At 35.0% G+C, this 21,880-nt stretch carries 24 protein-coding genes; 7 read left to right on the forward strand and 17 right to left on the reverse strand.

What is annotated here, in order from left to right; all coding sequences use genetic code 11:
- Positions 1–46: 46 nt before the first annotated feature.
- Genes ABJH98_RS17715 through ABJH98_RS17750 form a run of 8 tightly spaced genes read right to left on the reverse strand, consistent with a single transcriptional unit; the run spans position 47 to position 6,798 of the window.
- The gene (locus ABJH98_RS17715; protein ID WP_348176203.1) at positions 47–568 is read right to left on the reverse strand and encodes a hypothetical protein; all 522 of its coding nucleotides are present in this window, start codon (positions 566–568) and stop codon (positions 47–49) included.
- Positions 565–1,413 carry a DUF4138 domain-containing protein gene (locus tag ABJH98_RS17720; RefSeq protein WP_348176200.1) on the reverse strand — a complete coding sequence of 283 codons (849 nt, stop codon included), beginning with the start codon at positions 1,411–1,413 and terminating at the stop codon, positions 565–567. Before ABJH98_RS17720 ends, ABJH98_RS17715 begins: the two co-directional genes overlap by 4 nt.
- Entirely contained in the window at positions 1,410–2,378 is a 969-nt protein-coding gene (gene traM, locus ABJH98_RS17725) for a conjugative transposon protein TraM (protein WP_348309122.1), read from the reverse strand. The genes ABJH98_RS17720 and traM overlap by 4 nt, the downstream gene beginning before the upstream one ends.
- Positions 2,378–3,034: a hypothetical protein gene (locus ABJH98_RS17730; RefSeq protein ID WP_348176195.1), complete on the reverse strand. Its 657-nt coding sequence runs from the start codon at positions 3,032–3,034 to the stop codon at positions 2,378–2,380. Before ABJH98_RS17730 ends, traM begins: the two co-directional genes overlap by 1 nt.
- Entirely contained in the window at positions 3,031–5,622 is a 2,592-nt protein-coding gene (locus ABJH98_RS17735; RefSeq protein WP_348309123.1) for a hypothetical protein, read from the reverse strand. The genes ABJH98_RS17730 and ABJH98_RS17735 overlap by 4 nt, the downstream gene beginning before the upstream one ends.
- Positions 5,623–5,937 (reverse strand): hypothetical protein, encoded by a 315-nt coding sequence (locus ABJH98_RS17740; protein WP_348176190.1) that lies wholly within the window; start codon positions 5,935–5,937, stop codon positions 5,623–5,625.
- Positions 5,934–6,230 (reverse strand): hypothetical protein, encoded by a 297-nt coding sequence (locus tag ABJH98_RS17745; protein ID WP_348176187.1) that lies wholly within the window; start codon positions 6,228–6,230, stop codon positions 5,934–5,936. Before ABJH98_RS17745 ends, ABJH98_RS17740 begins: the two co-directional genes overlap by 4 nt.
- A 19-nt stretch (positions 6,231–6,249) precedes the next feature.
- Positions 6,250–6,798 (reverse strand): hypothetical protein, encoded by a 549-nt coding sequence (locus tag ABJH98_RS17750; RefSeq protein WP_348309124.1) that lies wholly within the window; start codon positions 6,796–6,798, stop codon positions 6,250–6,252.
- Positions 6,799–6,947: 149 nt separating this feature from the next.
- On the opposite strand from ABJH98_RS17750, the gene ABJH98_RS17755 reads away from it, so the two are divergent.
- A complete protein-coding gene (locus ABJH98_RS17755) occupies positions 6,948–8,183 on the forward strand; it encodes a hypothetical protein (protein WP_348309125.1) in 1,236 nt (411 codons plus the stop codon).
- 54 nt (positions 8,184–8,237) lie between these two features.
- The gene (locus tag ABJH98_RS17760; protein ID WP_348309126.1) at positions 8,238–8,870 is read left to right on the forward strand and encodes a hypothetical protein; all 633 of its coding nucleotides are present in this window, start codon (positions 8,238–8,240) and stop codon (positions 8,868–8,870) included.
- A gap of 59 nt (positions 8,871–8,929) precedes the next feature.
- Here the strand turns inward: ABJH98_RS17760 and ABJH98_RS17765 are convergent, their stop codons facing one another.
- Complete coding sequence (locus ABJH98_RS17765) at positions 8,930–9,586, reverse strand: hypothetical protein (protein WP_348309127.1); 657 nt, start codon at positions 9,584–9,586, stop codon at positions 8,930–8,932.
- A gap of 2 nt (positions 9,587–9,588) precedes the next feature.
- Entirely contained in the window at positions 9,589–10,368 is a 780-nt protein-coding gene (locus ABJH98_RS17770) for a ParA family protein (protein WP_348309128.1), read from the reverse strand.
- A gap of 478 nt (positions 10,369–10,846) precedes the next feature.
- On the opposite strand from ABJH98_RS17770, the gene ABJH98_RS17775 reads away from it, so the two are divergent.
- The 4 genes from ABJH98_RS17775 to ABJH98_RS17790 are packed head-to-tail and all read left to right on the forward strand — an operon-like array spanning position 10,847 to position 15,778.
- Positions 10,847–11,245 carry a hypothetical protein gene (locus ABJH98_RS17775; protein ID WP_348309129.1) on the forward strand — a complete coding sequence of 133 codons (399 nt, stop codon included), beginning with the start codon at positions 10,847–10,849 and terminating at the stop codon, positions 11,243–11,245.
- Positions 11,245–12,675, forward strand: coding sequence for a relaxase/mobilization nuclease domain-containing protein (locus ABJH98_RS17780; protein WP_348309130.1), 1,431 nt, complete (start codon positions 11,245–11,247; stop codon positions 12,673–12,675). Before ABJH98_RS17775 ends, ABJH98_RS17780 begins: the two co-directional genes overlap by 1 nt.
- Before the next feature lie 11 nt (positions 12,676–12,686).
- On the forward strand, positions 12,687–14,618 hold the full coding sequence (locus tag ABJH98_RS17785; RefSeq protein ID WP_348309131.1) for a type IV secretory system conjugative DNA transfer family protein: 1,932 nt from the start codon (positions 12,687–12,689) through the stop codon (positions 14,616–14,618).
- The gene (locus tag ABJH98_RS17790) at positions 14,615–15,778 is read left to right on the forward strand and encodes a hypothetical protein (RefSeq protein ID WP_348309132.1); all 1,164 of its coding nucleotides are present in this window, start codon (positions 14,615–14,617) and stop codon (positions 15,776–15,778) included. Before ABJH98_RS17785 ends, ABJH98_RS17790 begins: the two co-directional genes overlap by 4 nt.
- Before the next feature lie 290 nt (positions 15,779–16,068).
- Here the strand turns inward: ABJH98_RS17790 and ABJH98_RS17795 are convergent, their stop codons facing one another.
- Positions 16,069–16,308: a hypothetical protein gene (locus tag ABJH98_RS17795; RefSeq protein WP_348309133.1), complete on the reverse strand. Its 240-nt coding sequence runs from the start codon at positions 16,306–16,308 to the stop codon at positions 16,069–16,071.
- A 688-nt stretch (positions 16,309–16,996) separates the two neighbouring features.
- On the opposite strand from ABJH98_RS17795, the gene ABJH98_RS17800 reads away from it, so the two are divergent.
- Positions 16,997–17,212, forward strand: a complete 216-nt coding sequence (locus ABJH98_RS17800; RefSeq protein ID WP_348176158.1) for a hypothetical protein — start codon at positions 16,997–16,999, stop codon at positions 17,210–17,212.
- Here ABJH98_RS17800 and ABJH98_RS17805 read toward each other — a convergent pair.
- The 6 genes from ABJH98_RS17805 to ABJH98_RS17830 all read right to left on the reverse strand — a co-directional run bounded on the left by ABJH98_RS17805 (position 17,209) and on the right by ABJH98_RS17830 (position 21,830).
- On the reverse strand, positions 17,209–18,807 hold the full coding sequence (locus ABJH98_RS17805; protein WP_348176154.1) for a tetratricopeptide repeat protein: 1,599 nt from the start codon (positions 18,805–18,807) through the stop codon (positions 17,209–17,211). The genes ABJH98_RS17800 and ABJH98_RS17805 overlap by 4 nt on opposite strands.
- 72 nt (positions 18,808–18,879) lie before the next feature.
- Positions 18,880–19,032 (reverse strand): hypothetical protein, encoded by a 153-nt coding sequence (locus ABJH98_RS17810; protein WP_348176151.1) that lies wholly within the window; start codon positions 19,030–19,032, stop codon positions 18,880–18,882.
- A 116-nt stretch (positions 19,033–19,148) separates the two neighbouring features.
- Positions 19,149–20,183, reverse strand: a complete 1,035-nt coding sequence (locus tag ABJH98_RS17815; protein ID WP_348176148.1) for a hypothetical protein — start codon at positions 20,181–20,183, stop codon at positions 19,149–19,151.
- Positions 20,180–20,698 (reverse strand): hypothetical protein, encoded by a 519-nt coding sequence (locus ABJH98_RS17820; protein ID WP_348309134.1) that lies wholly within the window; start codon positions 20,696–20,698, stop codon positions 20,180–20,182. Before ABJH98_RS17820 ends, ABJH98_RS17815 begins: the two co-directional genes overlap by 4 nt.
- Complete coding sequence (locus ABJH98_RS17825) at positions 20,695–21,525, reverse strand: hypothetical protein (protein ID WP_348309135.1); 831 nt, start codon at positions 21,523–21,525, stop codon at positions 20,695–20,697. Before ABJH98_RS17825 ends, ABJH98_RS17820 begins: the two co-directional genes overlap by 4 nt.
- On the reverse strand, positions 21,513–21,830 hold the full coding sequence (locus ABJH98_RS17830) for a hypothetical protein (protein WP_348309136.1): 318 nt from the start codon (positions 21,828–21,830) through the stop codon (positions 21,513–21,515). The genes ABJH98_RS17825 and ABJH98_RS17830 overlap by 13 nt, the downstream gene beginning before the upstream one ends.
- Positions 21,831–21,880: the final 50 nt, after the last annotated feature.

The raw sequence follows: 21,880 nt of genomic DNA on the forward strand, positions 1-21,880 counted from the left end.
TTTGCCTTTAGTTTGATCCTATTTTTCCGCCCTTTTTTCTTAACTTCTATATCACAAATCTTAGTCCTGCTGAGATTTGATACCTCCATCTACCAAAGTCCTCTTTGATGAAGTATTTCTGCATTCCACTTCCATACAGATAAGCCCTGTTTGTCATTTTAATTTCGATTTCAGCTCCCAAACCAAAACCAAAATTCACGGAACTTTTGGCCTCGCTATCAGCCAACTCCAATCCACTAATTATTCTATCATACTGGATTACAACACCCCCTACCACATTAAATAGAGCTACACTTGTTCTTGTATCACCATTGACTTTATACATCATTTTTCCTTCCAGGAAAATAGGATTATAGGTGGCCGCATGAATTTTCCCATACGCACTCCCCACGTAAACAGCCAATTTCGCCTCTCTATTAATGATATATCCATACCCTAATGAAGCTCCCAAACCACTTCCGTACACAGAAATACTTACATCCATAATTGACTCAGATTTAACATTATACTGAGCACTGGCATTACCAAAACATAGGAGGAAAACTCCAACAACTAGTGTATATCTCATGATCTACTTACATATAAAGAATTCTCAATATCCTTTGGTGTTACTTCTATTTTCAGTACTCCGTCCCCTTCATGCTCATGCACTTCTATCAAAAAGATCTTGTCTTTATCTATTCTGAATTTTTGAAACCCAAAAACATAGTCCACATAATCTTCTCTATCAATTCTAGAAATCTCTCCATTGCTATTTCTCTCAATTGGAATCAGAGGAACTTTATAAGAAGTAGATTTTTTCCTATTATTCGAGCCTTTTTTATCAATGAAGAATGATACCACATCAATGTCATATGGAATATTCGTTTCATTCCGAAGTCTAAAACGAACAAACAACTCTTTGGAAGAATTATATACACCGTAAAAATCCATTGATATTCCTTGCGTATTATCCCCATCAATGACTAAATCTTCCTTCAATATCTTATCAAACATAAAGTCATAGTCATCTGCTCCCTTCTCCTCTTTTTCCACCTTATTTCCATGACTACCAGTACTCACTCCATTATGAACTGCATCTGAATTTTTTATGAGATGGAATACCCTTTTTGGTGTATTATTAAACTCTAGCTCAAAAGCATATACACTTCCATCAACCGTAGACACAATTAAGTTCGTTTCAAAAAAATCAACCTTTCCTTCAATCACATCCAGATCGTTAACCTGTAATACAGCCCTTTTATCTTCTTTGGTCACATCCATTTGATCTTCTCCTACTTCCATCCAATCAATATTTTCACTAAAAAGAAGCACTACCTTTTTATCATAGGAAACTTCAACAATTGAAGCTTGGCCATATACCACTGCCATCAATCCAAAATACACCAACAAAACCGTGATTAACTTTTTCATAATATTTCTAATAAAACTTCATCTTTATTACTAAGGACCGCAACAGGATCCGTTGTAGACTTCTTAGCACCACTTCCAATGGTTCCAGAAAACGGAATTTTAATCAACCCTGATCCTTCCTTTACCACGTCTCCAACTACATCATTTTTTATTTCTTGTTTGACGCTTCCAGAAACATCCATCCCTTCCCTGGTATCATTCGCATCGAAGGCTCTAACTTTCACAATAGCCCTTTTATTACTAGCCAACTTTATGGACGAGGTAGTCAAAAACAATCGGTTTTTCTGAATTTTGCATTCCACCGTTATGTAAGAATTTCTCGGAATTTCTACCCCTTCATTCGTGGTAAAATCCTCTTTAGTCCTAAGTAAAACATTGCTACCTGTAACCACCTTATGATCACCATGCACAACTGCATTGACATACTTTTTCATATCAACCATTCCAGTTGATTCGCCATTACCTCTATCCTCAGAATTTTTATCTTCTCTAACCCTCGACCTTCTCTTTCTCCCTGAGCCAGATCTACTATCCTCTTTTTCAACAGGAGGTTGAACAACAGCTACACTTCTTTTACTCAGAACCTTAGTGCTCTTCACCTTAGTTACATCCACATTATTATCAACTATCTCTTCCCCATCGGACTCCTCACTTCCTTCTCCTTCCTCCAATCCAAAATCATCAAACCCTATTCCATACTTTTTACTTTTATCTAAAGTATCTTTCAAATAATCTCTTCTACCTCTTATTTTATCAAGCAATGACTTTTCATCCGTCTTTTCCTCATAACTAATCTCAGCACTCTTCACCTCTACTGTATTTTGAGGTTCTCTTACAGCTTCAACCTTCTTAGAGTTCAAACCCAAATTATCAACCACCACAAAACCAACCAGGCCCAATGTCCCAATCAGCCCTACGACAACCATTAACTTTTGTACCGTGTCTAATTTTCTCCAGAAGTTCATTACTTAATTTTTCTTGATTCCTCTAATCTCATTTCAACAACCTGTATCCCATTTATCAGCTCCTTTGATCGGCCTACCTCAAATGTTGAAAATTTGAATATGTACTCTTTTTTAGCAGTTCCACGCGGTTTGATATAATGATGAACGAACTTCACGAAACCCTCATAACTGTTCATTGTGCTATCAATACCAATAATCTCTTTCATCTCAGCCATATAGTATGAATTCTCATTCAACAACTTTTCATCTTCCCTGTTGTTCTCCCAAGCCGAAAACTGCTCCTCTCCTGCTTTTGGAGCTATCATCATAGCTATTTTCATTTTCGAATTGAAATTATGCCCATTGAAATCATACATATGATTCACATAAGTTTCTAAAATGCTTTTATGAAGCTTAGCCTTGAAGCTAGGAGTCATCTCCTTTCTTTTAGCAAGGACTTCGATTCCTGTACTACTATCAATCACAAATTCGAATCTATCCCTATCCAAAAGCTTTGCATTCATCTCATTGTATTGTATAAATGAGAATAGCGAGACAACTATTACTGCCAATATTGACAGAGCACTAATAACCATTGATTTCATGTTGTTTCCCTTCACTTCTTTTTTATATGAAAGCGCTTCAAATTCCAGCATTCCATTTTTATTTACACTCATTTTGTTTCACCGTTTATTAAAGCTTCTAAAGCTAAATCTGTATTTCCCTTATACTTTTTGAAAACTCTGTCCCTGATAGGCCTTTCATCGGGATGAGTAGTATATGTCCAAAGTGCTTCTTTAGACATCATTACCCTTATCACTTTCGCTGTCTTTTCGAATTTGATGAACAATGGTCTGTATAAATCCTCTGCATGATTTTCCATGGAATCAATTACCCTCAGATCATTATCTGTTAAAGACAGCATAAGTTTAGCATCTTCCAGGCTGTCATCATTCAGGCCTAACAATATTCTTGTAGCCGAATTACCAATAATTGAATCAAACACCAGCTGATCAGCTGATCTCAGAAATTTCGCATCTTGTGTTGCAATTATTACTTCCCCACCAATTTTTCTGATTTTTCTGAACAACCCTGCAATGAAGTCTCCAACATCCCCAACCAAAAAATCAACAGCTTCATCTATAATGAAAGTCTTTGGAACATCAACCGGTAATCTCTCAAGCTTATCCATTGCCAATTGTGTAATGCACACCATTGCCACATCTTTTCGATCCACGTTATCATTGATTGCTTTTGCATCAATTACAATTCCCCTATCTGACAATACATCAATTACCTCATCTGCATTCAAAAATGATTCATGTTCACCCACAGCAAAGGGCTCAAGTCTTAGCAATACACTTTTCCAGTTAACAACTCCTTTCCCGAATCTCTCATCGAATTTCCCTCTGTATTTATCTACAAACCCATAAAATTCAGTCAATTTCGGAATTACACTCTCCCCACTTTTAATCCTTTTGTTTACATGAATGTAGTAGGCTTCTATAGCCTTTTTAATTGCAATTTTTGTATCCTTAGAAACTTTCTCATCTTCATCTCTAATCAAACAATCTAAGACAGCATAGATTGAATTGACCACAAATTGAGCCGCGGCCAATTCTGCCTCGTCTAACTCATTTTCATCCTCTACCTCAATTTTGTATATAAAAGTGCCATCATCCCTTTTTGAACAAACTAGAAATGGATTAAACCTGAACTCCTTGTTATTTTTTGAATCAATATATTTAACACCCATATCCTGGGCATTTGATTCATACGACCCTCCTACATCCAGCACTAAAAAATGATAGCCCAAATTGTAACATTGAGAAAGGTAATCGTTCAACATTACAGATTTACCAAAGCCACTAGGTCCAAAAACTAATTTATTCTGATTGTTAATCCTTGTTCCCAACGGTTTGTATCTCATATCTATTATAATAGGATTACCACTCCTATCAAGATATAGGTGACCCCTACTATCAGATTTTTCATGAGTTTCTCTTGGCAACATGGTCAACCCCTGATTAGTCGTCATGACATAATTAGAAATCCTATTATTTCTAATTAGACCCGGACAATTACCCATAAAAAAATGCAATGCATACGCATTCTCTTTAGTCTCCCCTACTCCACTTCCTATATTATCCAATGACTGACTTACGAATTCTTGATGATCAAATACTTCTTCTTGTGTCCTGCCAAGAGAAATAATTTGCTGAGAAAATGTTACAGGTTTAAGATTTGACTCTAATAAGGTTGAAAACCATTGCCCTGATCCAATAACTCCCTCATGATCAACAATTAGCTGTTTCTTTTTTTCAAACTCAGTTTTCTTGAAGAATGAAATCAATCGGTCTTTTGCATATTCATCCTTTATTCTTTTTTCAATTTTCTCAGAACCAGGATATCCAATAACACTACTTACTACATGATTTATTGGTAATCCAATACCCATTGGATAGGCAAAAGATTTAGGAAGTGCTACGTTATGTGCAAACTCTATTCCATTTCCATACACGTCCTGACCAGGAACAGCATTCGTTCCATGTTGACATAATTCTTCAGGAAATGAAGTAACTGTAGATACACCTACATATTTATTTCCTATCAACAAATTCACATCGTTATTATTAACCGGCTCCAATCCTTTCGGATTATTTTCCCAGCCGGCATAAGATTGATTCATATAATTGCCAACAACTGCTTTAATTTTTTTGTGATCTAATAAGGATATTTTCACTCCTTTTAGTCCATTCAGTTTCGACACCTTGGATTTGAAATCATTTGATATCAGCTTGACATATTCCGCATAATCCTTATCATTAATTGAATCTAGAACTCTGCCTTTCTTCTTTCCTCCTGAAATCCCATAATTGATTTTAATATCTTCAGTGAGTTTATACTCATAAGTGAGAAACATAAAAGATCGATGCCTTAAAATACCAGTTCCATCAAATTGTCTATAGTGATATTTAGTGCTAAACTTTTTAGACTCATACTCCATATTATTCTGCTCAACGCTATAAAAATCCAAAGCATGCCAGTATGTACCATCCATTGACGCATTCATGATTTTCACCAAGCCATTGAACAAATCTTCATAGCCTGTTTCATTCATACTAAACACCGCAGGATATCTAATTTCCAAGCCTAATGTTAAGTTTCCGACGCCATCAGACAATGCCCCCACATTCTTATCACCTATTTTTAATTCTCCAATCCAGTGCAGAAAATTCTCCTCATTAAGTATGAATCCACTCATTTATCTCAATAAATTTTTATGATCTCTGTAATTTTTCAACTGCCTACTTTGTTCCATCTTCCTATAGAAAACATCATCTTCTTTTGTAAGCTTGTATCGAGCCTCAAACGGCTTGAAGAACCTCTTCATGATAACCACTGAAAATATTCCCAATGGAAAAAGGTATAAGAACTGCCCTAATGCGATTGCAACTATAAACGAAACAGTAAGGAGCGACATAACAGCCATAAAAAAAAGCTGACCGTCTACTCCATACATGTATATTTTTTTATTGATGCCATTTGGGCTATCGTATTTACCGTTCTTTCGAATCATTCAATAAACCCTAATAACCAATAGATCAATCCTCCAACGAACATAGATGCTACCACTCCTCCAAATATTTTAACGCGATCAGCATTTTCATTTCTTAATTGCATCAATGCTCCAATAGCTACAGTAATTGCTAATACAACTGTTATCACTCTAACAACTGGTACCCAAGTTGTAACTCCATCAACGATCTGATCAGCTGCATCACCATCATCGAACTGAGCATATGCAACTCTCTGTCCAATTAACACCATCATAGCCAATAAGGCCATACCTTCTTTTTTCACTCTTGTCATGTTTACTTAGTTTTAATTATTATTCAAATTCAGTTTCTTCAAAAATGATTTGCTCAACAGACTCATCATCTTCCCCAGCTGCTTCCTCTGCACTTATCTCACCGTCCTCTTCATCATCATCATTTCCCGCAGCTTCCTCCGGACTCATCTCGTCACCAGACATCTCTATTACACCGTCATTTACTACATCATCAATTCTTTCATTTTCATTTTTCATATTCGTATTATTTAAATTTTCAATCTCATCATTATCTATTTCCTCTACTGATGTATTATTTATAGCAACCTTTGATCTTACTAATTCTGTTAAATCGTAATCTCCGTTAATGAACTTTTCATAAGGAATACTTACAGTCACAAGACCCTTCTCAATCCCATTGCTTACATCAACTTCGAACTCAATGTCCTTTTGTTCAGGAGCCATACTGCTGATTATAATTGGGTCATTACCATTTACTTGTTGCTCCTTATTCTTATTCCCATTCAACATTTTTTTGAATAGGCTATAAATAATAAAGAGTGCTACCACTCCTCCCCACAACCACATTAGCCAATTCAATAAATCCATTTCCATCGGAACATTATAATTTTATGTGAATAAAGTAATAGTTTTACTGAAATGAAACGAAAATAGTAAATAAATGCAATAAAAACTTCAATAAAATGAATTACATTTATCACCTATATATATAGGATACACTTAAACCAATAAAATTTATGAATGCTGATCTTATCAAAAAAACAGAAGAAATTGGTGCCAATCTAGGCTTATCCAAAGAGATAATTGACAATCTTGTTCCAGGCAAACCATCACCTGTAATTGAACATTTACCGACTGGTCAGGATCCTCAGTTAACAGCACCTGGAGTATTTACGGTAGCATATGACAAGGAAAATAATCCGGTTGTCAATTTGAGCTATTTCAATAAAATTAAGTTGACAAATGAAATTGATGTCACAAACGAACTGAACAGTTTTGGTCTGAACGAAAGTCAACTCAAAGAACTTACAACCAAGAACAAACTTGAAGGTATACATCTTACATCTTCAGACAATAAGTCAAACCTTAAAATTGATCTAAAACACGAAGAGGGCCATTTTACTATTACAAAATTGTCTTCAACAAATGATTTAAAAAAAACTGACCTTGATCAATTTATCAAACAAAACAAATTTTCAACTAAAGCTCCCGTCCCCAATGATAAGTCTCATTTGATTGCAGTACACAATCAAAAAAATCCTTCTGAGGACATGGACAATAAGCTTTCCATTGATCCCGTAGTTCAAATTGGTTTGGTACTTAGTAATATGGCAATTCTTATAGGCCTAAAACAAGAACCTATTCTTGATAACATAGACAAGCAAAGTCTCATAGCTGCCCTAGCTGATCCAAAAGTCCAGGAACAACTAGCTCTCACCCCTGAAGAACAGCAAGAAATTCTTGATCGACTTAACGGCAAGAAAATCTCAACATCTACTGAAGTTTCAATAGAAAACTCTAAGTCAGACGAAATTACATTAAGCAGCCATGAACAGCATGAAATTGCCAAACAGCTAGGAGTTGATATCAACAAAAAACAAATAACTAAAGATGAAAGCCTGGTCAAAGATTTAGACGTAGATGGTTTAATAGTCAATTTATACACTGCAATTAAAACTGGTGGACATATAGATCCAACCATGTTTCCTGCAGGCCTTAAAGATGCCATTGCTTCACGCATGAATGCCGAAGAACCTATAAATGTTAAAGTTCACCCTTTCCACAACAAAACATATCTAAATCATAAGGACAAATTGGAAGAAAAGAATATTTCCAACGGTATCAAGATTGAGGCAAAGACACAAGTTTCGGAAATGAAAGTTTCTAAAACTCTGGAAAAAACACAAAAAAAGTCAATCAAAAGAGATGTTTCTTCTCACAATAAGTCCAGAGGAGTAGGCTCAATTGGATAGTCATCACATTAAGTATAATCGAGTAAATAAATTTTTAATAAAACAAATAATACAATGGAAAAAGATCTAAAAACTTATTTCGTTACCCCTGACGCGGATCAGGAAATTGATTTCAACATGGACCAGCCACAAATCACTGGAACTGCCAAGATTGACGGTGAAGAAACACACCTCACAATCTTACTAAATGATAAGCATCGGCCTTATTATCAGGACAATGCCATCTCCTTAAGAGTGCGTGGTACCATTGAAAATAATGTTATAGACGCCTCAACAGTTGAGTTTCAAACGAAATTATCTAATCTTCAAGGTAATGTTCACAAAATTGAGAAAACGAATAATCAAAAAACAAAATTTGAAATTGATCTCAAAGAAGGACACTATCAAATGGTAAATGGAGTCGAAACTAAAAAGCTTACCGCTTATGTGGCCAACCATGAAAAACTGATGGGTATGATCAACGCAACAAAGATTGGCTCTAATTTAGAATTTTCAGGATATTCCTTTCTTAAGAATAAAGGTGAATCCATAAACATGAATATTTCAAAAATGCAATTCATGAAATTGGAGCAGAAGGAAGAACAGTCATCAGAGGCGAAAGTTGACAAACAAACAGAAAAAAAACCGGAAGCGAAAAAAGCCGATAAAAAAGAGAAAAAGGAGAAAAAGGTTAAGGCATCAGTCTAACACAGCAACACCCTTTTTTTATTTTTGTGAACCCGATTAATATAATCGGGTTCTTTTTTTTAACCATATTTTTCTTCTTCAGCCTTCCTCACCTCTTCCTTTATTCCCTGAAGCTTAATATATGCCTTATTCTTTTGTATAATATCTCTAAAGTGAGCTCTAAGCGCTTCTGCCATTAATTCTTTCATAGGTACAGTGATACCATAAATTTCCTTTAAATCTTGCGAGAGGCTTGCATACATATTTGAAATATGTGGATAGCACGCAATGTTAACCGCCTTACTCTTTACAATGTCAGGTTTTTCATGTCTAAGATACTTTATGAATTTTTCATCCGATTCTGTGAATACAACATTCTCCACTAACGATTCAATTCCAGCAACTTTATTCTGTACATCCTTTAGGCTACTTCGTAATTGATTACTCACTTCCGAAACACCCTTCTTTTTTTCCCTGTTGTTATCTTTTTTTTCAGATTTACTATCCTTCTTCCTTTTATCAACTACCGTTTCCTTAACTCCTTTATCATCCTTTTCTACGCTACCTGGATCGCCCAAACTTCCTTCACCTTTTTCTTCATCTGAGACAACCTCTTCCGTTTTATCATCTGAATCATTTGATCCATTAGTTTTTTCCTTCGCTTCAGCTTCTCCCCTCTTCTGTAAAACATCTCTCAGCTTATCTTTTATCCCTGATTGTTTCTTTCCTCCTGCCATAATTAAGCTATTATATATTTATAAACTTCTTCCAATTCATTTTCATAACGCTCAATTATATCAGCATTACTTTCATCCATTACTGTGTTTAGATGACGGCCAAATTTGGCCTCAGCATAGGTAATACTCGCATCCAATATTATAAATGGATATAGGTAATCTTGATGTTCATATTGGTCCTCTTCAACACCCCCTAGAATATTTTCCATATTCTTTTCCACAATTTCCTCCATCTTTCCATTATACTTTGATTTAGCTTTAACCAGCTCCTTATACTCAAGGCTATTTTTACTAATCTTTACAAGTTGACCGACAATATCCGGTATATCCAATCCTGCATCCAACCTAGCAGGAATTACTTCATCTACCAAAAATTTATAAAAATCCTTAGCCTTATTATTCTCTTTTTTCTGGAAAGAAAATGGAATTATCATCTTATCCATGGCCGCATAAGATTCCACATTACCATAAGCCATTTTTGTACCCGCCAAATCAATAAATATGACATCATACTTTTTCTTAAACATATCAATACCATCCAATACCTCATTTGGAGGTATTAACTTTACATCGTATGAGGCCTTTATTTCATCCGCCTCAAATTTCTTCTTATCACCCAGCCTATCTTCATAAATTGATCCTTGATCATAGTCCGCATCAATGACCAATACTTTTAGTTCTTTCAAATACACTAGAAACGTAGCCATCAATTGTGTCATGGTACTTTTTGCAACACCACCTTTTGATCCTGTATATGCAATTACAATTCCTTGTTTACTCATATGTTTAATATTAAAATTTGGAGAACAAGTATATTCATATATTTATATCCATCCAAATATATGTACATAAATATTCATATCCCTATTGATATATATGTAAACATGAATGTATAAAAACATACATGTATAAGAACATGTAGTAAACTATAAAACCAAAACAATATAAAAACATTAAAACATATAACTATTAATGTAATCCACCATAATTGTATAAGTCCATTAATGTCATTGTGTATTTCGACATAAATACACTAATTATTTGTACATTTACTTTATATAACTAAAACAAACACTTCATTTAAATGAAACTAACTAAAAACTTGCACTGCCGATCTGAGTTTCCGTACATCTTGCGGAATGTAGTAAGCAAGTCGGGACTTTGGGAAACCCAAATTCCAACTTGCCCACCATAAAGGATGGGATTTGCTCCATTCTGTCGCATTTTTATTTATATTTAGACTTTTAAGCCTAAATCCATATGTCAAAGACAAATAATCAGACGGATCAAGACTCCGAACCCATAGAAAAAACCTATGTTAGAAGAAGAGGAAATCGTCTTCCGTTATCACTTTTAGACGAAGAATTGAATAATCTTAAAAAGGAATTCAATGAATATAAAGAAAAAGGAGGTACGCATTCTAGTCTCTCACCCTATGCTAGAGAGCGCGTTTTGTCTAAACAAATCATTATTCATACACCTGTTTTCACAGAAAAGGAGTTTAGATTGTTGTCTGCTTTATCCAATAATCTTAATCAACTCACTAAATCCAATCACCATTTGATTGCTATACAAGGTCATGTTGATCAAAAAACCTTTGACAGTATTCATTCTACAACCTCTTCCATTAATAAACTAATAAGCGCTAAGCTCAGCTAATGTGGATAGTAGTCAATAAGCCAACCTCCAACATTTCAGGACTCCTGGACTACGACAAGGACAAAGAAATCAATCCTCATGACAAAATTTATGACACTAATCTCCCTAGCACTGATCCAGAGCTCGTTGCAAAAGTTTTTGAACATCTCAAAGAAATCTCATCAAAACGTGTAAAATCACATTACATGGTAGGAGTGCTTTCACTTGCCAAAAACGAAAACCTTGACAATGATCAAATGTGTGAAATAGTTAAAGATTACCTTTCTTCAATCAACTTAAAAAATTTTCCATATACGATATCTATTCACGATGATACCGATCATAAACATGCTCACTTTATTGCATCTCGAATTGACTTCGATGGACAATCACAGCTCAATAAAAAAGTTTTCTATAAAAAGGAAGCAAAGACTATATCTAATAAATGGAATACAAAACACTCATTCAATATCATTGATAACGATGAATTGTCAACCCACACTATTCCATATTCGAGTCAGGAAATTAATATCTCCAGATACAATTTTCATAATGCAATTTTAAAAGCACATACAAATAAGGATCTATCTATTTCAGATGATCTTAAATCAAAATTAAAGACCACTCATAGCGATCACTCATCATCCCTTGAACCTTTAATTGAAAAAGAACTCGGTGATATCCTTAAACTTAAATCTTATTTATCCTCAAAATCTTATTTTAATACTCACTTCAAAAAGAATCTAATTGATCAACTTAACCTTCTTTACGATGAAACTACTGATTCAAGAAACTTTCTTAGAGCTATTAATTCAAGTGATAATCTCTATGCAAGAATCATCTCAGATAAACAAAAGGATCACTCTAATAAGGTTATAAGCTATGGTATCAAAATAGGAGGGAAGTTCAAATACTTTGATCAAAAATCTCTACCCCTAAAATTCCACTTGGCCAACCTAAATAACAAAACAGGAATTCAAGAAAACAACCTAAAACTCTATTCTTTTGGACAACAAAGAGCCGTACTGAAAAGAATTCTGTTCAACGCAAAGAAATCTTCTAAATCTGTAGAGTCATTCTTTCAAATTCTCAAAGCCGATAAAAGTATAAAACTTGAACTTCATTACAGTGGTGATAACCTAAATGGATATAAAATATCTTTAACCGGTGCTGCAGACCCCTATGACTTCAAGGCCTCGCAGATACATCGAGATTTAACCATAAACAGCCTTAATAAAGCCTTCTCTGAAGACTTTACGCCTTCAACTAGTAAAACGCCTCTTTCAGGTAAGAAAACCTCTAAGAAACAAACACAAGGCCCAGCAGGATCAAAACCATCTTCTTTGGTTCCATCTAATTCAGGATTTAAATCGAATACTAAAAAGTCCACCGATGAAGATGATGAATTTGATGAAGAAGAATTTAAAAGAAAGCATAAACGTTCCAATTAACTATTTTAATTATGATTAACGATTCAAATAAATCCTTACGTCCTTTTTATCTCTACCTTCTAATCGGACTTACAATTATTACTATAGCAGACTATGCAATCCGCTTGGGCTTTCTTAATCTACAGGAACATCTTACCTCAGGATCAAATTTTAATCTCCTCAATGGTATCATAAATGCTTACCTAAAATTTATTGTTTCAGAACTCTATGAACCTCTCCAACTCGCCGTTCGACTTGCAACACTTTTTTATATATGGCAATTCTGGCTTATTTCTCCTAAACTTCGTGGTGACGAAGAAGAATGGCAAAAGAAAAAACTTTATCATATTTTTATCTTACTAATCGGCGCCGGCTCTTACGCACTTGGCTTTTATGGAACCTCACATCTTAATTTATTCCTTATCCCCACTGGATATATACTTACACACAATTCACTTGTATTTCTAACACGTAAAAAATCTAACGTATCAATTGATAAACACCCATTGGATACACTTCCTTCAGGCAAACCCAATGAGTTCTCTCTAAGACTTAAAACAGACAAAGGTGAACTAATAATATTCAATCCTTTTGCCGGCATCATGATCATTGGACAGCCTGGCTCCGGAAAGTCCTTTTTCATGCTCAATCAAATACAATTCCAATGTTTACTAAGAGGTTATGCTGCTTATATCTACGATTATAAAGGCAATCCACCCACCTTGGGTAAAGAGATCTGGCAATCAGTTTATCACTTAAATGCAAAGGGAATTAAAACACCAAAATTTAGAATGTTCAACCCTTGCCAACCTTTGTATAGTGTTAGAATCAATCCACTCGATCCCAAATTCATCAAAACTAAATTTGATGCAGGAACCCTTGCTGATGTACTCTTAAGAAACCTAGATAAAGAAGGAAGTAAGAAAAAGGATTTCTGGGCAATGAACGCAAAAAATGTTATTCAAAACATCATTTGGACTAATGCCCAATACAAGCCGGAATGGTCAACAATTCCTCACTTAATCGCTCTTGTCCTTAGACCGTTTGATAAACTAGGTAATTACCTTGCTCATCTTAATGATGATATTGACATGGACATGACTGCTCTAATTTCCGCCTTAAAAAATGAGGCAGAATCACAAATTTCAGGAGTAGAAGCAACTACTGCTCTTCCTATTGCTATTTTAAATACAGAAGAAATTCATTATTTGCTCAGTGAAAATGAAATGAGTTTAGATATTTCTAATCCTGAGGACCCTACAATTTTTGTTGCAGGAACAGATCCTAAGAATGATGCTGCACTTGCTCCAATATTAGGTCTTATTTCAAATGTTGTCATGAACAATATCAATCAACAAAACAAACTACCTTGCCTATTCGAAGTTGATGAATTACCCACCCAGTACATCAATAATCTAGGAAATTTACCAGCTACCGCCAGATCAAACAAAGTAATTACTTGCCTTACTGTTCAAACCAGACAACAACTTATAGAAACTTATGGTAAAGAAGCAGCTCTTGTAATCTGGCAAAATCTTGGTAACCAATTCTATTTAGTCAACAAGGATGAAGAAGCAAGCAAAGCGCTAAACGTAATAGGAGGGAAGTACAACAAACTAAAAATTGGTTCTACAACACAATTAAATGAAGGCAGCTCCAGTATTAACGAAAACACTGAAAAGGAAGATATAATTCCTATAGCCGACATTATGCAACAACCCACTGGCCATTCTTACGGCATACTCTCAGATTGTGTGGGATCTCCTTTATTCGGTACCCAAATACACGGTAATACAACTAACAAACTTCTTGGCATTTCAGAATCAGATGAAGTTCCATTACCTAGACATTACAAGGACCATGTAACAGAAGAAGATTTAAAAAAGGTAATGAAAGCTACCAAACTTAAAATCACCACAGAAGTTCAAGAATATGTTGACAACCTGGAACAAGTGCTCATATGATCAATTTCACCATTCATCCGTTCCTTAACAAAACTAGTATTTTTCAAATACTACATTTTCTTGATTTCAAACATGTAAAAACTGTTTCAAAACAATACGCCATTTATCAGGCTCATGCTATTCGACTTTACCTATTTAAGGATATTGAAAACGAACAACTTTTAATTCTAAACCCTTCTGGTCTAATACTTAACAATGAAGAAGTACTCACCTATTATTCGCATGATAATCATCTATACACAGATGCCTTTGTTTCAACATTCAAATTGTTTCTTGAACAATCTCAATATAACCCGGACAACCAACCCAATCTAAATCCAATCTCCCCCTTTGGCTTGCTAAAACTATTACTAGACCCACATAAGATCACAAACTCCTCGACCATCTACCCATTCACCAACAAACTCTCCAGGATAACCCTACATAATCGTCACTACTTTGCCTTATTAGATAAACCCCAATTCAACATCATCTACTTTACTTCAGGTCATTCTAGTAAACCATATTTCCAAAGTAATTCAGCCATATCCATAAGAACATCTAAATCAAAATCACTATGTCTGCTTCACAGCTACAATGATTTATCTTGGGCCAATCAAAACCTCGATTCAAACCACGACATACTCTTTCTCAATCATAGCAACAATCAATTCAACTATTTAAGACCATTAATAAAAAATTATGATGAGATTTTTACTCTATTCAATCAATCCCCATTACAATCCACATTTCTTACCTCCTACTACACACAAATCTTACACAGCTTCTTTAAAATTTTAGTTCTGTACAGAAAACTATCAGATTACCAATTCCAAATACATCAAAACAGTTTGCACATCATTACTAACTCCTTCGATCTTGATACTATGGAAGTTCTATTCGCTTCATTCAACTCTTACTCAGCTACTCATAGAAAAGATTTTATCAACTACCATACAACAAACAAATCCCTTGAGCCAAACATCCTAGAATCTCTAAAATTTGAACAACAACTCTCATTTAAAACAGCCATTCCACGTTTTGAAATTTTGCTTACTAAACAAAATGTTACATTTTTTATACAAGCACTTAGTGAATCTTTCAACCTTAATCTGCATAATTGTATTAATTTTGATCACTATGATTTTCATCAACAGCTAAAGATTAATGGCAACAATTGATAAAACACAGACACTTAATCAATACATCGAGGAACAAACGTATCACATTGCTCATCTCCACAAAAAAGCCCTGGACATATTAGGAGTCTGCCAGGGCACATGGATAAAGAGACGTAAAACGGGAAACTTTGATGTAGATCAAATTAACCTACTCAGCAAAGAACTATTTAAAATAAGGCCAACAGTTCTGTTCCAGCTCTGTTGTAATTCCCGAGAACAATTTCACGTAAAAACAAAAAAAGGCTCCTAATGGAGCCTTTTATTTGCCTACTATTCTTTGACCGAATATTCTATTCCTTTGTCAGTAAATTCAATCCCTGATCAGATATCATTGTCTGAAGGATATCTCTATTATCATCAACGTCTTTCAAAATAGGGAGAATCAAATCTTCTCCAAACGCCCTTTTTAGACCTTCATACTCAATTACTGTTAACTTCTCTGGATGTAATACTAGCTTTTCAATCAACAAATTTTGTACAATAATTAAACGTTCTTTCTCCTGAAGGCTTAAAGCTTTCAGTGTTTTCATTAAATTTACCTGACTATCCATAATCATGTTAGAATTGGTTAATATACCAAGCTGAACTTAGGGTCAGCTTCTCCCTTTTCTAGCCGATTAGCAAAGGAGAGGTCGGGTCTTCGCCAAAAGTACCCCGACCGCTCTCCTTTTTAACCAACCTAATGTTCTCAAAACTGCTGCTGGTTGCGAATTCATTCAAGACCACTATTCTTCCAGTGGCAAATAAATGTTTTCAATACTAACATGCTTCTTTGTCTATTCAAACTACTTCAATTAAAATTTTTTTCATTTCTTATTAAACGTTAGCAAAGCGTTAACAATGTCACGTTATCGCTTATACAATACATTAATGTCAATAAATTGAAAAGGTCAACAATCTTTTTGAATTATTTTTTTTATCGTACAATTCGTAACAAGAAACTGTTCTTTCAACCATCAAAGGACCAAATAACCTTATCACACTTTAACTGTGATTTCGGTCAACTGATAAAGCAAGAAAATTTTAATAGGGGTAAAGGAGAGGAATTACTACATTTGTTCCTCGGGTTTACCCGTGTTAAGAGCCGGGTGGGGTGACAGTTCCTACAAGAGTGACACCCCCCTGGCTTCTATAAGCATTAATTAAAATGCGCCACTAATATCGGTCATTCTGATATGATCCGCAATTAGTTTTTACAATAGTAGCATATACGTACCTATGATGCAAACTTCTGCAGTCGCTAACATTAGAATCTTTCTTAAATCAAAAAATAAATCAGAGTATCGATTCCATAAGGATACCGGTCTTTCTAAAGGTTATTTATCCAGAGTAACCAGCATGACCGACATTTCGCTACGAATGGTCCATGCCGCCTATCCAACGCTTAACATGCACTGGGTAGTCACAGGTGAAGGCCCCATGGAATTCATTTAATTGGCATGGGCTAACTTAAGCTCATTAATCACATCATCGAGCTTTTCTCCTTTTCGAGTGTTCATTTTCTTCCCCATTCTTACTCTCATCACTCTTAAGGTTGGCATTGTTGTTTCAAGAATCTTTGAAGACTGTTTACTACTTAAGCCAATATAGATATAACACAAATATCTAATCTCTTTCTCATTCAACTCCGGATAGGTCACTGAAAGACGAGCTTTTAATTCATCTAACCCTTCTTTTAGTTTCAAATTTTCATCTCCTCTTAATTCCGGATTACCTGTAAGCTGTTCTTCAATTTTCTTTAGATCAGTAAGCTCATTCATTGCCTCACTCAACTTTCTTTCACCCTTCTTTTTAGAACGATAATTATTAAACAACAACAAACCAATTATTGAAAAGGCTATTCCAATTATAATTCCTACTATCAGTTGATAATAAGCCTTCTGCTCCTTAACCTTTCTTCTTTGATCAATTACATCAGATTGAAGCTTCATGATATCTTGATCTACGACACCACAATATTGCTTATACCACTCACTGTAATCAACCAGATCCCTATATATACTAGTGTCTTCAACATGATACTTCTTACCACTTATCAATTCCATAGAATCCAAATACACATGACTCTCCATATACTCATAAACATTGTAGCCACCATTACCATTCAATCTATTCATCTTTATCGCTTTCTTATAGAATTGCACAGCCATATCAAACTCTCCAGTTAAAAAATGATAATAACCTAATCCATTAAGAATGGGAATTTCCATATCTCCTAACCCTAAATTTCGCTGAATAATTCTAGCCTGTTTGAGCATTCTCAACCCCTCATCCTTTTTGCCTCTCAACAACATACTCTTTCCTTTGCTTTCCAATATCCTCATGCCTAATTTCTCAGAGTTCTTCTGAATTTTTCCAGCTTCTTCAAAGAACGAATCACTTCGGTTATACCTTCCCATTTGCATCTCGCAAAGCGCAAATTCAAAAACCACATCAGCCTGCCATTCCTTCATCCTCAAACCTTTATAACGATAGAACGCTCGTTCAAAATAAACCATAGCTGAGTCTATTCTATTCTCCATTTTGAAGATTAATCCTAAGTCAAACAAATACCTGGCTTGAAGTGTATCATTCTTTAATTTTCCCGCATAGTAATATGCTTTTTTCGTGTGCTCCTTAGCTCTATCTTTATCAAACAAAATTTGATATACTCTAGACATGTTTACTGCACAACTTCGAAGTTGATCAATCTTGTTTTCCCCCTCTGCAGAACCAGCACTCGACTCATAATACATAAGCCCTTCTAAATAATTATTTTCCAGTTCAGCTTTATATCCCAATAAGAAATAAAACTTACTCAGTTTATCCCTATCATGGCTTGATGCTAACGCTAAATAATTTGACAAATGCTTTCTACATTGCTCGAAATCACTCTCATAATAGGTCAGCTTATAAATACTATCTAATCTATTCCTTCTACTCTCATGATCAACTGCCTGAACACGAAAAGACAGCAGTACTAATATCATTAATATTGCTGTCTTTTCTACACCATCCATCACTACACGCATATCGACAAAAGTAAACACACTATCTATCAATTTGTACTGGTATTACTACCGATATCGCCTAGGTGATTTGCCTATTCAATTTGGACGAAATTATGGTAATGGAGGAAGATCATGACTGGTAGATCCACTTGCATTCGACTTTTCATCAACCATCTTTTCAATTTCATCAAGCTTAGTAGTAGCACAATTTGAAAGTCCTACAACCATTACCAAAGCGAGCATTAACATTACTAAATTCTTCATATTTTAAATATTTACGTGTTTTATATTTTTAGTAAATATATCACGGATGATTAAACACAAAAAAAAAGGCCCAAAACAGGGCCTATTCACATCTTAAATAATTCGAAGTCTTAACACTAACCTTTCAATCCATCTTTCGCTTTATTCATTGCTGTCACACCATAATTAACGCCAGCCGTAGCGATAGCTCCAGCTGTACTCAAAAATGCTCCGGTACTTTCATCTCCTATATACTTTGAGGTAACATAAAAACACATCAAGTACAAAATGATGTTCGTAATTATAATACCTGAATAAGATATCCAAAGCCCTGGCATATCAACCAACCCACTAGCAGGCCCAAACACTTCAAATATCTCCTGAATCAAAACCCTGGTTGCTCCGTGGTTCAACGCCGAAATAATCGCACATGACAGAACAGTAAATCTGGCCATCACATAAGCCATAAACCACTTTTTTAAAGAAGAAGGGAACAAAATCGACATCCCAATAGCCAATGGCCCTATTGCCTTCATTACTGCTACAAACCCAAATATCAGGGCATTGTATATGATTTCAACAATCTTAAGTGCTATATCCAAAGCAGCTGCCATTCCCCCTAAACCAAACATAAAACCAACTTTATTTATCAACGTAAACACATCTTCACCGTAGCTCAATAAGGTTGCACCTAAGCTATCATCAATTAATCCCTTAGAAGCCAAAAAATCTCTTGTCACCTCATTATCAAAACTATCTCCTTTAAGCAAAGGCAATAACTCTCCCGATAATTCATCATCGAGGATTGGATATTTCTGTTGCAATGTCATTAGGTTTTTCATCTTGGCCATCTCTTCATAACCATCGTCATTGTCCATCCTTTCTTCAAAACTCACAGACACCCCATCTATAATGCTATCCAAAGCTTTAATCCATCCATTATAGCTAAGTAGTAAAAACGTAACGACAATTAATCTAATAGCTTCCTTAGCCTCCATCCCTACTTTCTTTTTATCTATCGCATACTTGGTCATACTCACCAAAATACTAATAGCAACCAGAAAAGGAACCAATTCAGACAACATCAACTTTTGTACCTGGACCGCGATGTTGTTGATTACCTCTATGTAATCATCATTTTGTTGTAATGTCCAGTAATTCAATAATATCATTGTTGCTTCTGCTTAAATTCCATCGCTTTTTCGATTCTTCCCTCAATCTTCAATCTATATGATGAGATATTTTCAACTTTACGATTATCCAACATTCTTGATTTGTCATATGCAATATTCCCTGCATTCCTCACTTTTAATTCACCCTCTCGATCTTCGATAACAATATCAGATAACCAGCCATTCACATCTATCACTACTATGTATTTATCAATATTATCACGACGATCATAATACCGGCAAGGAGCATAGAACGACGCTAATTGCTTGAATACATACTCTTCATTGTATTTACAGTTATCATAGATTGGTTTGTAACTAGTAGCAGAGTATTTATCATATAACGGCATGCCATACAAAGGCGTAATCAACTTCATTGCCTCATCATAACGACCGGAGTAGTAATGCTCACTAAATTCTTTTGCCAATTTTTCGGCCTCTTCCAATTTGTTATTTTGTGCATTACATCCTCCAGTAATCAATAATGCTACAATCAGTACTTTAATATTTTTCATTGCCATATAATGTTTACATATCCCAAAATAATAATTCCCATGACGATCCCAAAAGCTGTCTCTATTTTCATTCCTTCACCTTTTATTGCAATCGAATACATCACAAACAACAGCATAACAGCCAAAAGAAATGGTAATAATATTTCTTTCATTTTCTTCAATTTCGTCATTGTAGTTTTTTTCTCAGATTTCAATTGATTCACAATATTATCCGGTGGGGTAAAACTCATAAACGCTACTCGATTTGCCTCTACCTCTGTTAAACCACCCAAATTTCCCCCCAATACGGATGCAACATCTATCTGATTAGCTTTAAACTCACTCTCAGCTCTATTATTCATTAAAATTCTATATTTCATTTCAGCAATCATCCGATCAACTTTAGCCCGTAATGCATCTATATCATCCTGATTCATTTTTATCCAGGCTGCATCTTCTTTGGGTTCTTCAGTTCCAGCAATTAATACCTGTGCCGCATTCGCAACGTTCGCTGTGGAAATAGCAACAGCCGCAGCAGTTTGCGCGTAAAGTTCCGCTTGTGTTTCAATCACCGCATCAACTCCCCTTGACTCTCCACTACATACATCCCCAAACTCCACTCCAGCTTCAGCAGTTAATTCTTCCAACCTATCTATTCTACATACAACATCTTCTAAGTCCTCCAAACTATTTTTTAATATCCTTAAGTTTTCAGAAAACCGAACAACTTTATTGATTGTATTCAATGCCCCGTTGCTTGTTCTAGCCGTAACCTCTACCTGAGCATAAACAACCCTCGATGACGCCATTACTACCAACGTAATCACCAATAATCTTACTTTCTCCATAACGATTCCAATTTATACCCTTTCAATTTACTCATCAAAACACTAGCATTTTTTTCGAGTTCTGTTCTATTCTCATTAGCCAATTCCTTCTGTGATTTTCCCAGCTGCTTTAAGAATATTACACTGACACCTAGAAAAATCAAAAACACTCCCATCCCTAATAATTCCCAAGAAATATCACTAATTGGTACCAATCCTTTATACATCAAAAAAACACCTGCCAAAACCTTGATGATTGAATATTTCTCAAACCTCTTTTCCTTTCGTTTTAGCCTTAATTCCTCATTTATTTTGCTCTTTTCCATTACATTTATATTTTACTTAAATAAAACTATTATTTCATTTAAATGAAACG

Source organism: Reichenbachiella sp. (assembly GCF_039969095.1).
GTDB lineage: Bacteria > Bacteroidota > Bacteroidia > Cytophagales > Cyclobacteriaceae > Reichenbachiella.

What these genes read in the sequence shown, in the direction of transcription:
- ABJH98_RS17715 (WP_348176203.1), bottom strand. Translation starts at nt 568, where the DNA reads ATGAGATATACACTAGTTGTTGGAGTTTTCCTCCTATGTTTTGGTAAT.
- ABJH98_RS17720 (WP_348176200.1), bottom strand. Translation starts at nt 1,413, where the DNA reads ATGAAAAAGTTAATCACGGTTTTGTTGGTGTATTTTGGATTGATGGCA.
- traM (WP_348309122.1), bottom strand. Translation starts at nt 2,378, where the DNA reads ATGAACTTCTGGAGAAAATTAGACACGGTACAAAAGTTAATGGTTGTC.
- ABJH98_RS17730 (WP_348176195.1), bottom strand. Translation starts at nt 3,034, where the DNA reads ATGAGTGTAAATAAAAATGGAATGCTGGAATTTGAAGCGCTTTCATAT.
- ABJH98_RS17735 (WP_348309123.1), bottom strand. Translation starts at nt 5,622, where the DNA reads ATGAGTGGATTCATACTTAATGAGGAGAATTTTCTGCACTGGATTGGA.
- ABJH98_RS17740 (WP_348176190.1), bottom strand. Translation starts at nt 5,937, where the DNA reads ATGATTCGAAAGAACGGTAAATACGATAGCCCAAATGGCATCAATAAA.
- ABJH98_RS17745 (WP_348176187.1), bottom strand. Translation starts at nt 6,230, where the DNA reads ATGACAAGAGTGAAAAAAGAAGGTATGGCCTTATTGGCTATGATGGTG.
- ABJH98_RS17750 (WP_348309124.1), bottom strand. Translation starts at nt 6,798, where the DNA reads ATGGATTTATTGAATTGGCTAATGTGGTTGTGGGGAGGAGTGGTAGCA.
- ABJH98_RS17755 (WP_348309125.1), top strand. Translation starts at nt 6,948, where the DNA reads ATGAATGCTGATCTTATCAAAAAAACAGAAGAAATTGGTGCCAATCTA.
- ABJH98_RS17760 (WP_348309126.1), top strand. Translation starts at nt 8,238, where the DNA reads ATGGAAAAAGATCTAAAAACTTATTTCGTTACCCCTGACGCGGATCAG.
- ABJH98_RS17765 (WP_348309127.1), bottom strand. Translation starts at nt 9,586, where the DNA reads ATGGCAGGAGGAAAGAAACAATCAGGGATAAAAGATAAGCTGAGAGAT.
- ABJH98_RS17770 (WP_348309128.1), bottom strand. Translation starts at nt 10,368, where the DNA reads ATGAGTAAACAAGGAATTGTAATTGCATATACAGGATCAAAAGGTGGT.
- ABJH98_RS17775 (WP_348309129.1), top strand. Translation starts at nt 10,847, where the DNA reads ATGTCAAAGACAAATAATCAGACGGATCAAGACTCCGAACCCATAGAA.
- ABJH98_RS17780 (WP_348309130.1), top strand. Translation starts at nt 11,245, where the DNA reads ATGTGGATAGTAGTCAATAAGCCAACCTCCAACATTTCAGGACTCCTG.
- ABJH98_RS17785 (WP_348309131.1), top strand. Translation starts at nt 12,687, where the DNA reads ATGATTAACGATTCAAATAAATCCTTACGTCCTTTTTATCTCTACCTT.
- ABJH98_RS17790 (WP_348309132.1), top strand. Translation starts at nt 14,615, where the DNA reads ATGATCAATTTCACCATTCATCCGTTCCTTAACAAAACTAGTATTTTT.
- ABJH98_RS17795 (WP_348309133.1), bottom strand. Translation starts at nt 16,308, where the DNA reads ATGAAAACACTGAAAGCTTTAAGCCTTCAGGAGAAAGAACGTTTAATT.
- ABJH98_RS17800 (WP_348176158.1), top strand. Translation starts at nt 16,997, where the DNA reads ATGATGCAAACTTCTGCAGTCGCTAACATTAGAATCTTTCTTAAATCA.
- ABJH98_RS17810 (WP_348176151.1), bottom strand. Translation starts at nt 19,032, where the DNA reads ATGAAGAATTTAGTAATGTTAATGCTCGCTTTGGTAATGGTTGTAGGA.
- ABJH98_RS17815 (WP_348176148.1), bottom strand. Translation starts at nt 20,183, where the DNA reads ATGATATTATTGAATTACTGGACATTACAACAAAATGATGATTACATA.
- ABJH98_RS17820 (WP_348309134.1), bottom strand. Translation starts at nt 20,698, where the DNA reads ATGAAAAATATTAAAGTACTGATTGTAGCATTATTGATTACTGGAGGA.
- ABJH98_RS17825 (WP_348309135.1), bottom strand. Translation starts at nt 21,525, where the DNA reads ATGGAGAAAGTAAGATTATTGGTGATTACGTTGGTAGTAATGGCGTCA.
- ABJH98_RS17830 (WP_348309136.1), bottom strand. Translation starts at nt 21,830, where the DNA reads ATGGAAAAGAGCAAAATAAATGAGGAATTAAGGCTAAAACGAAAGGAA.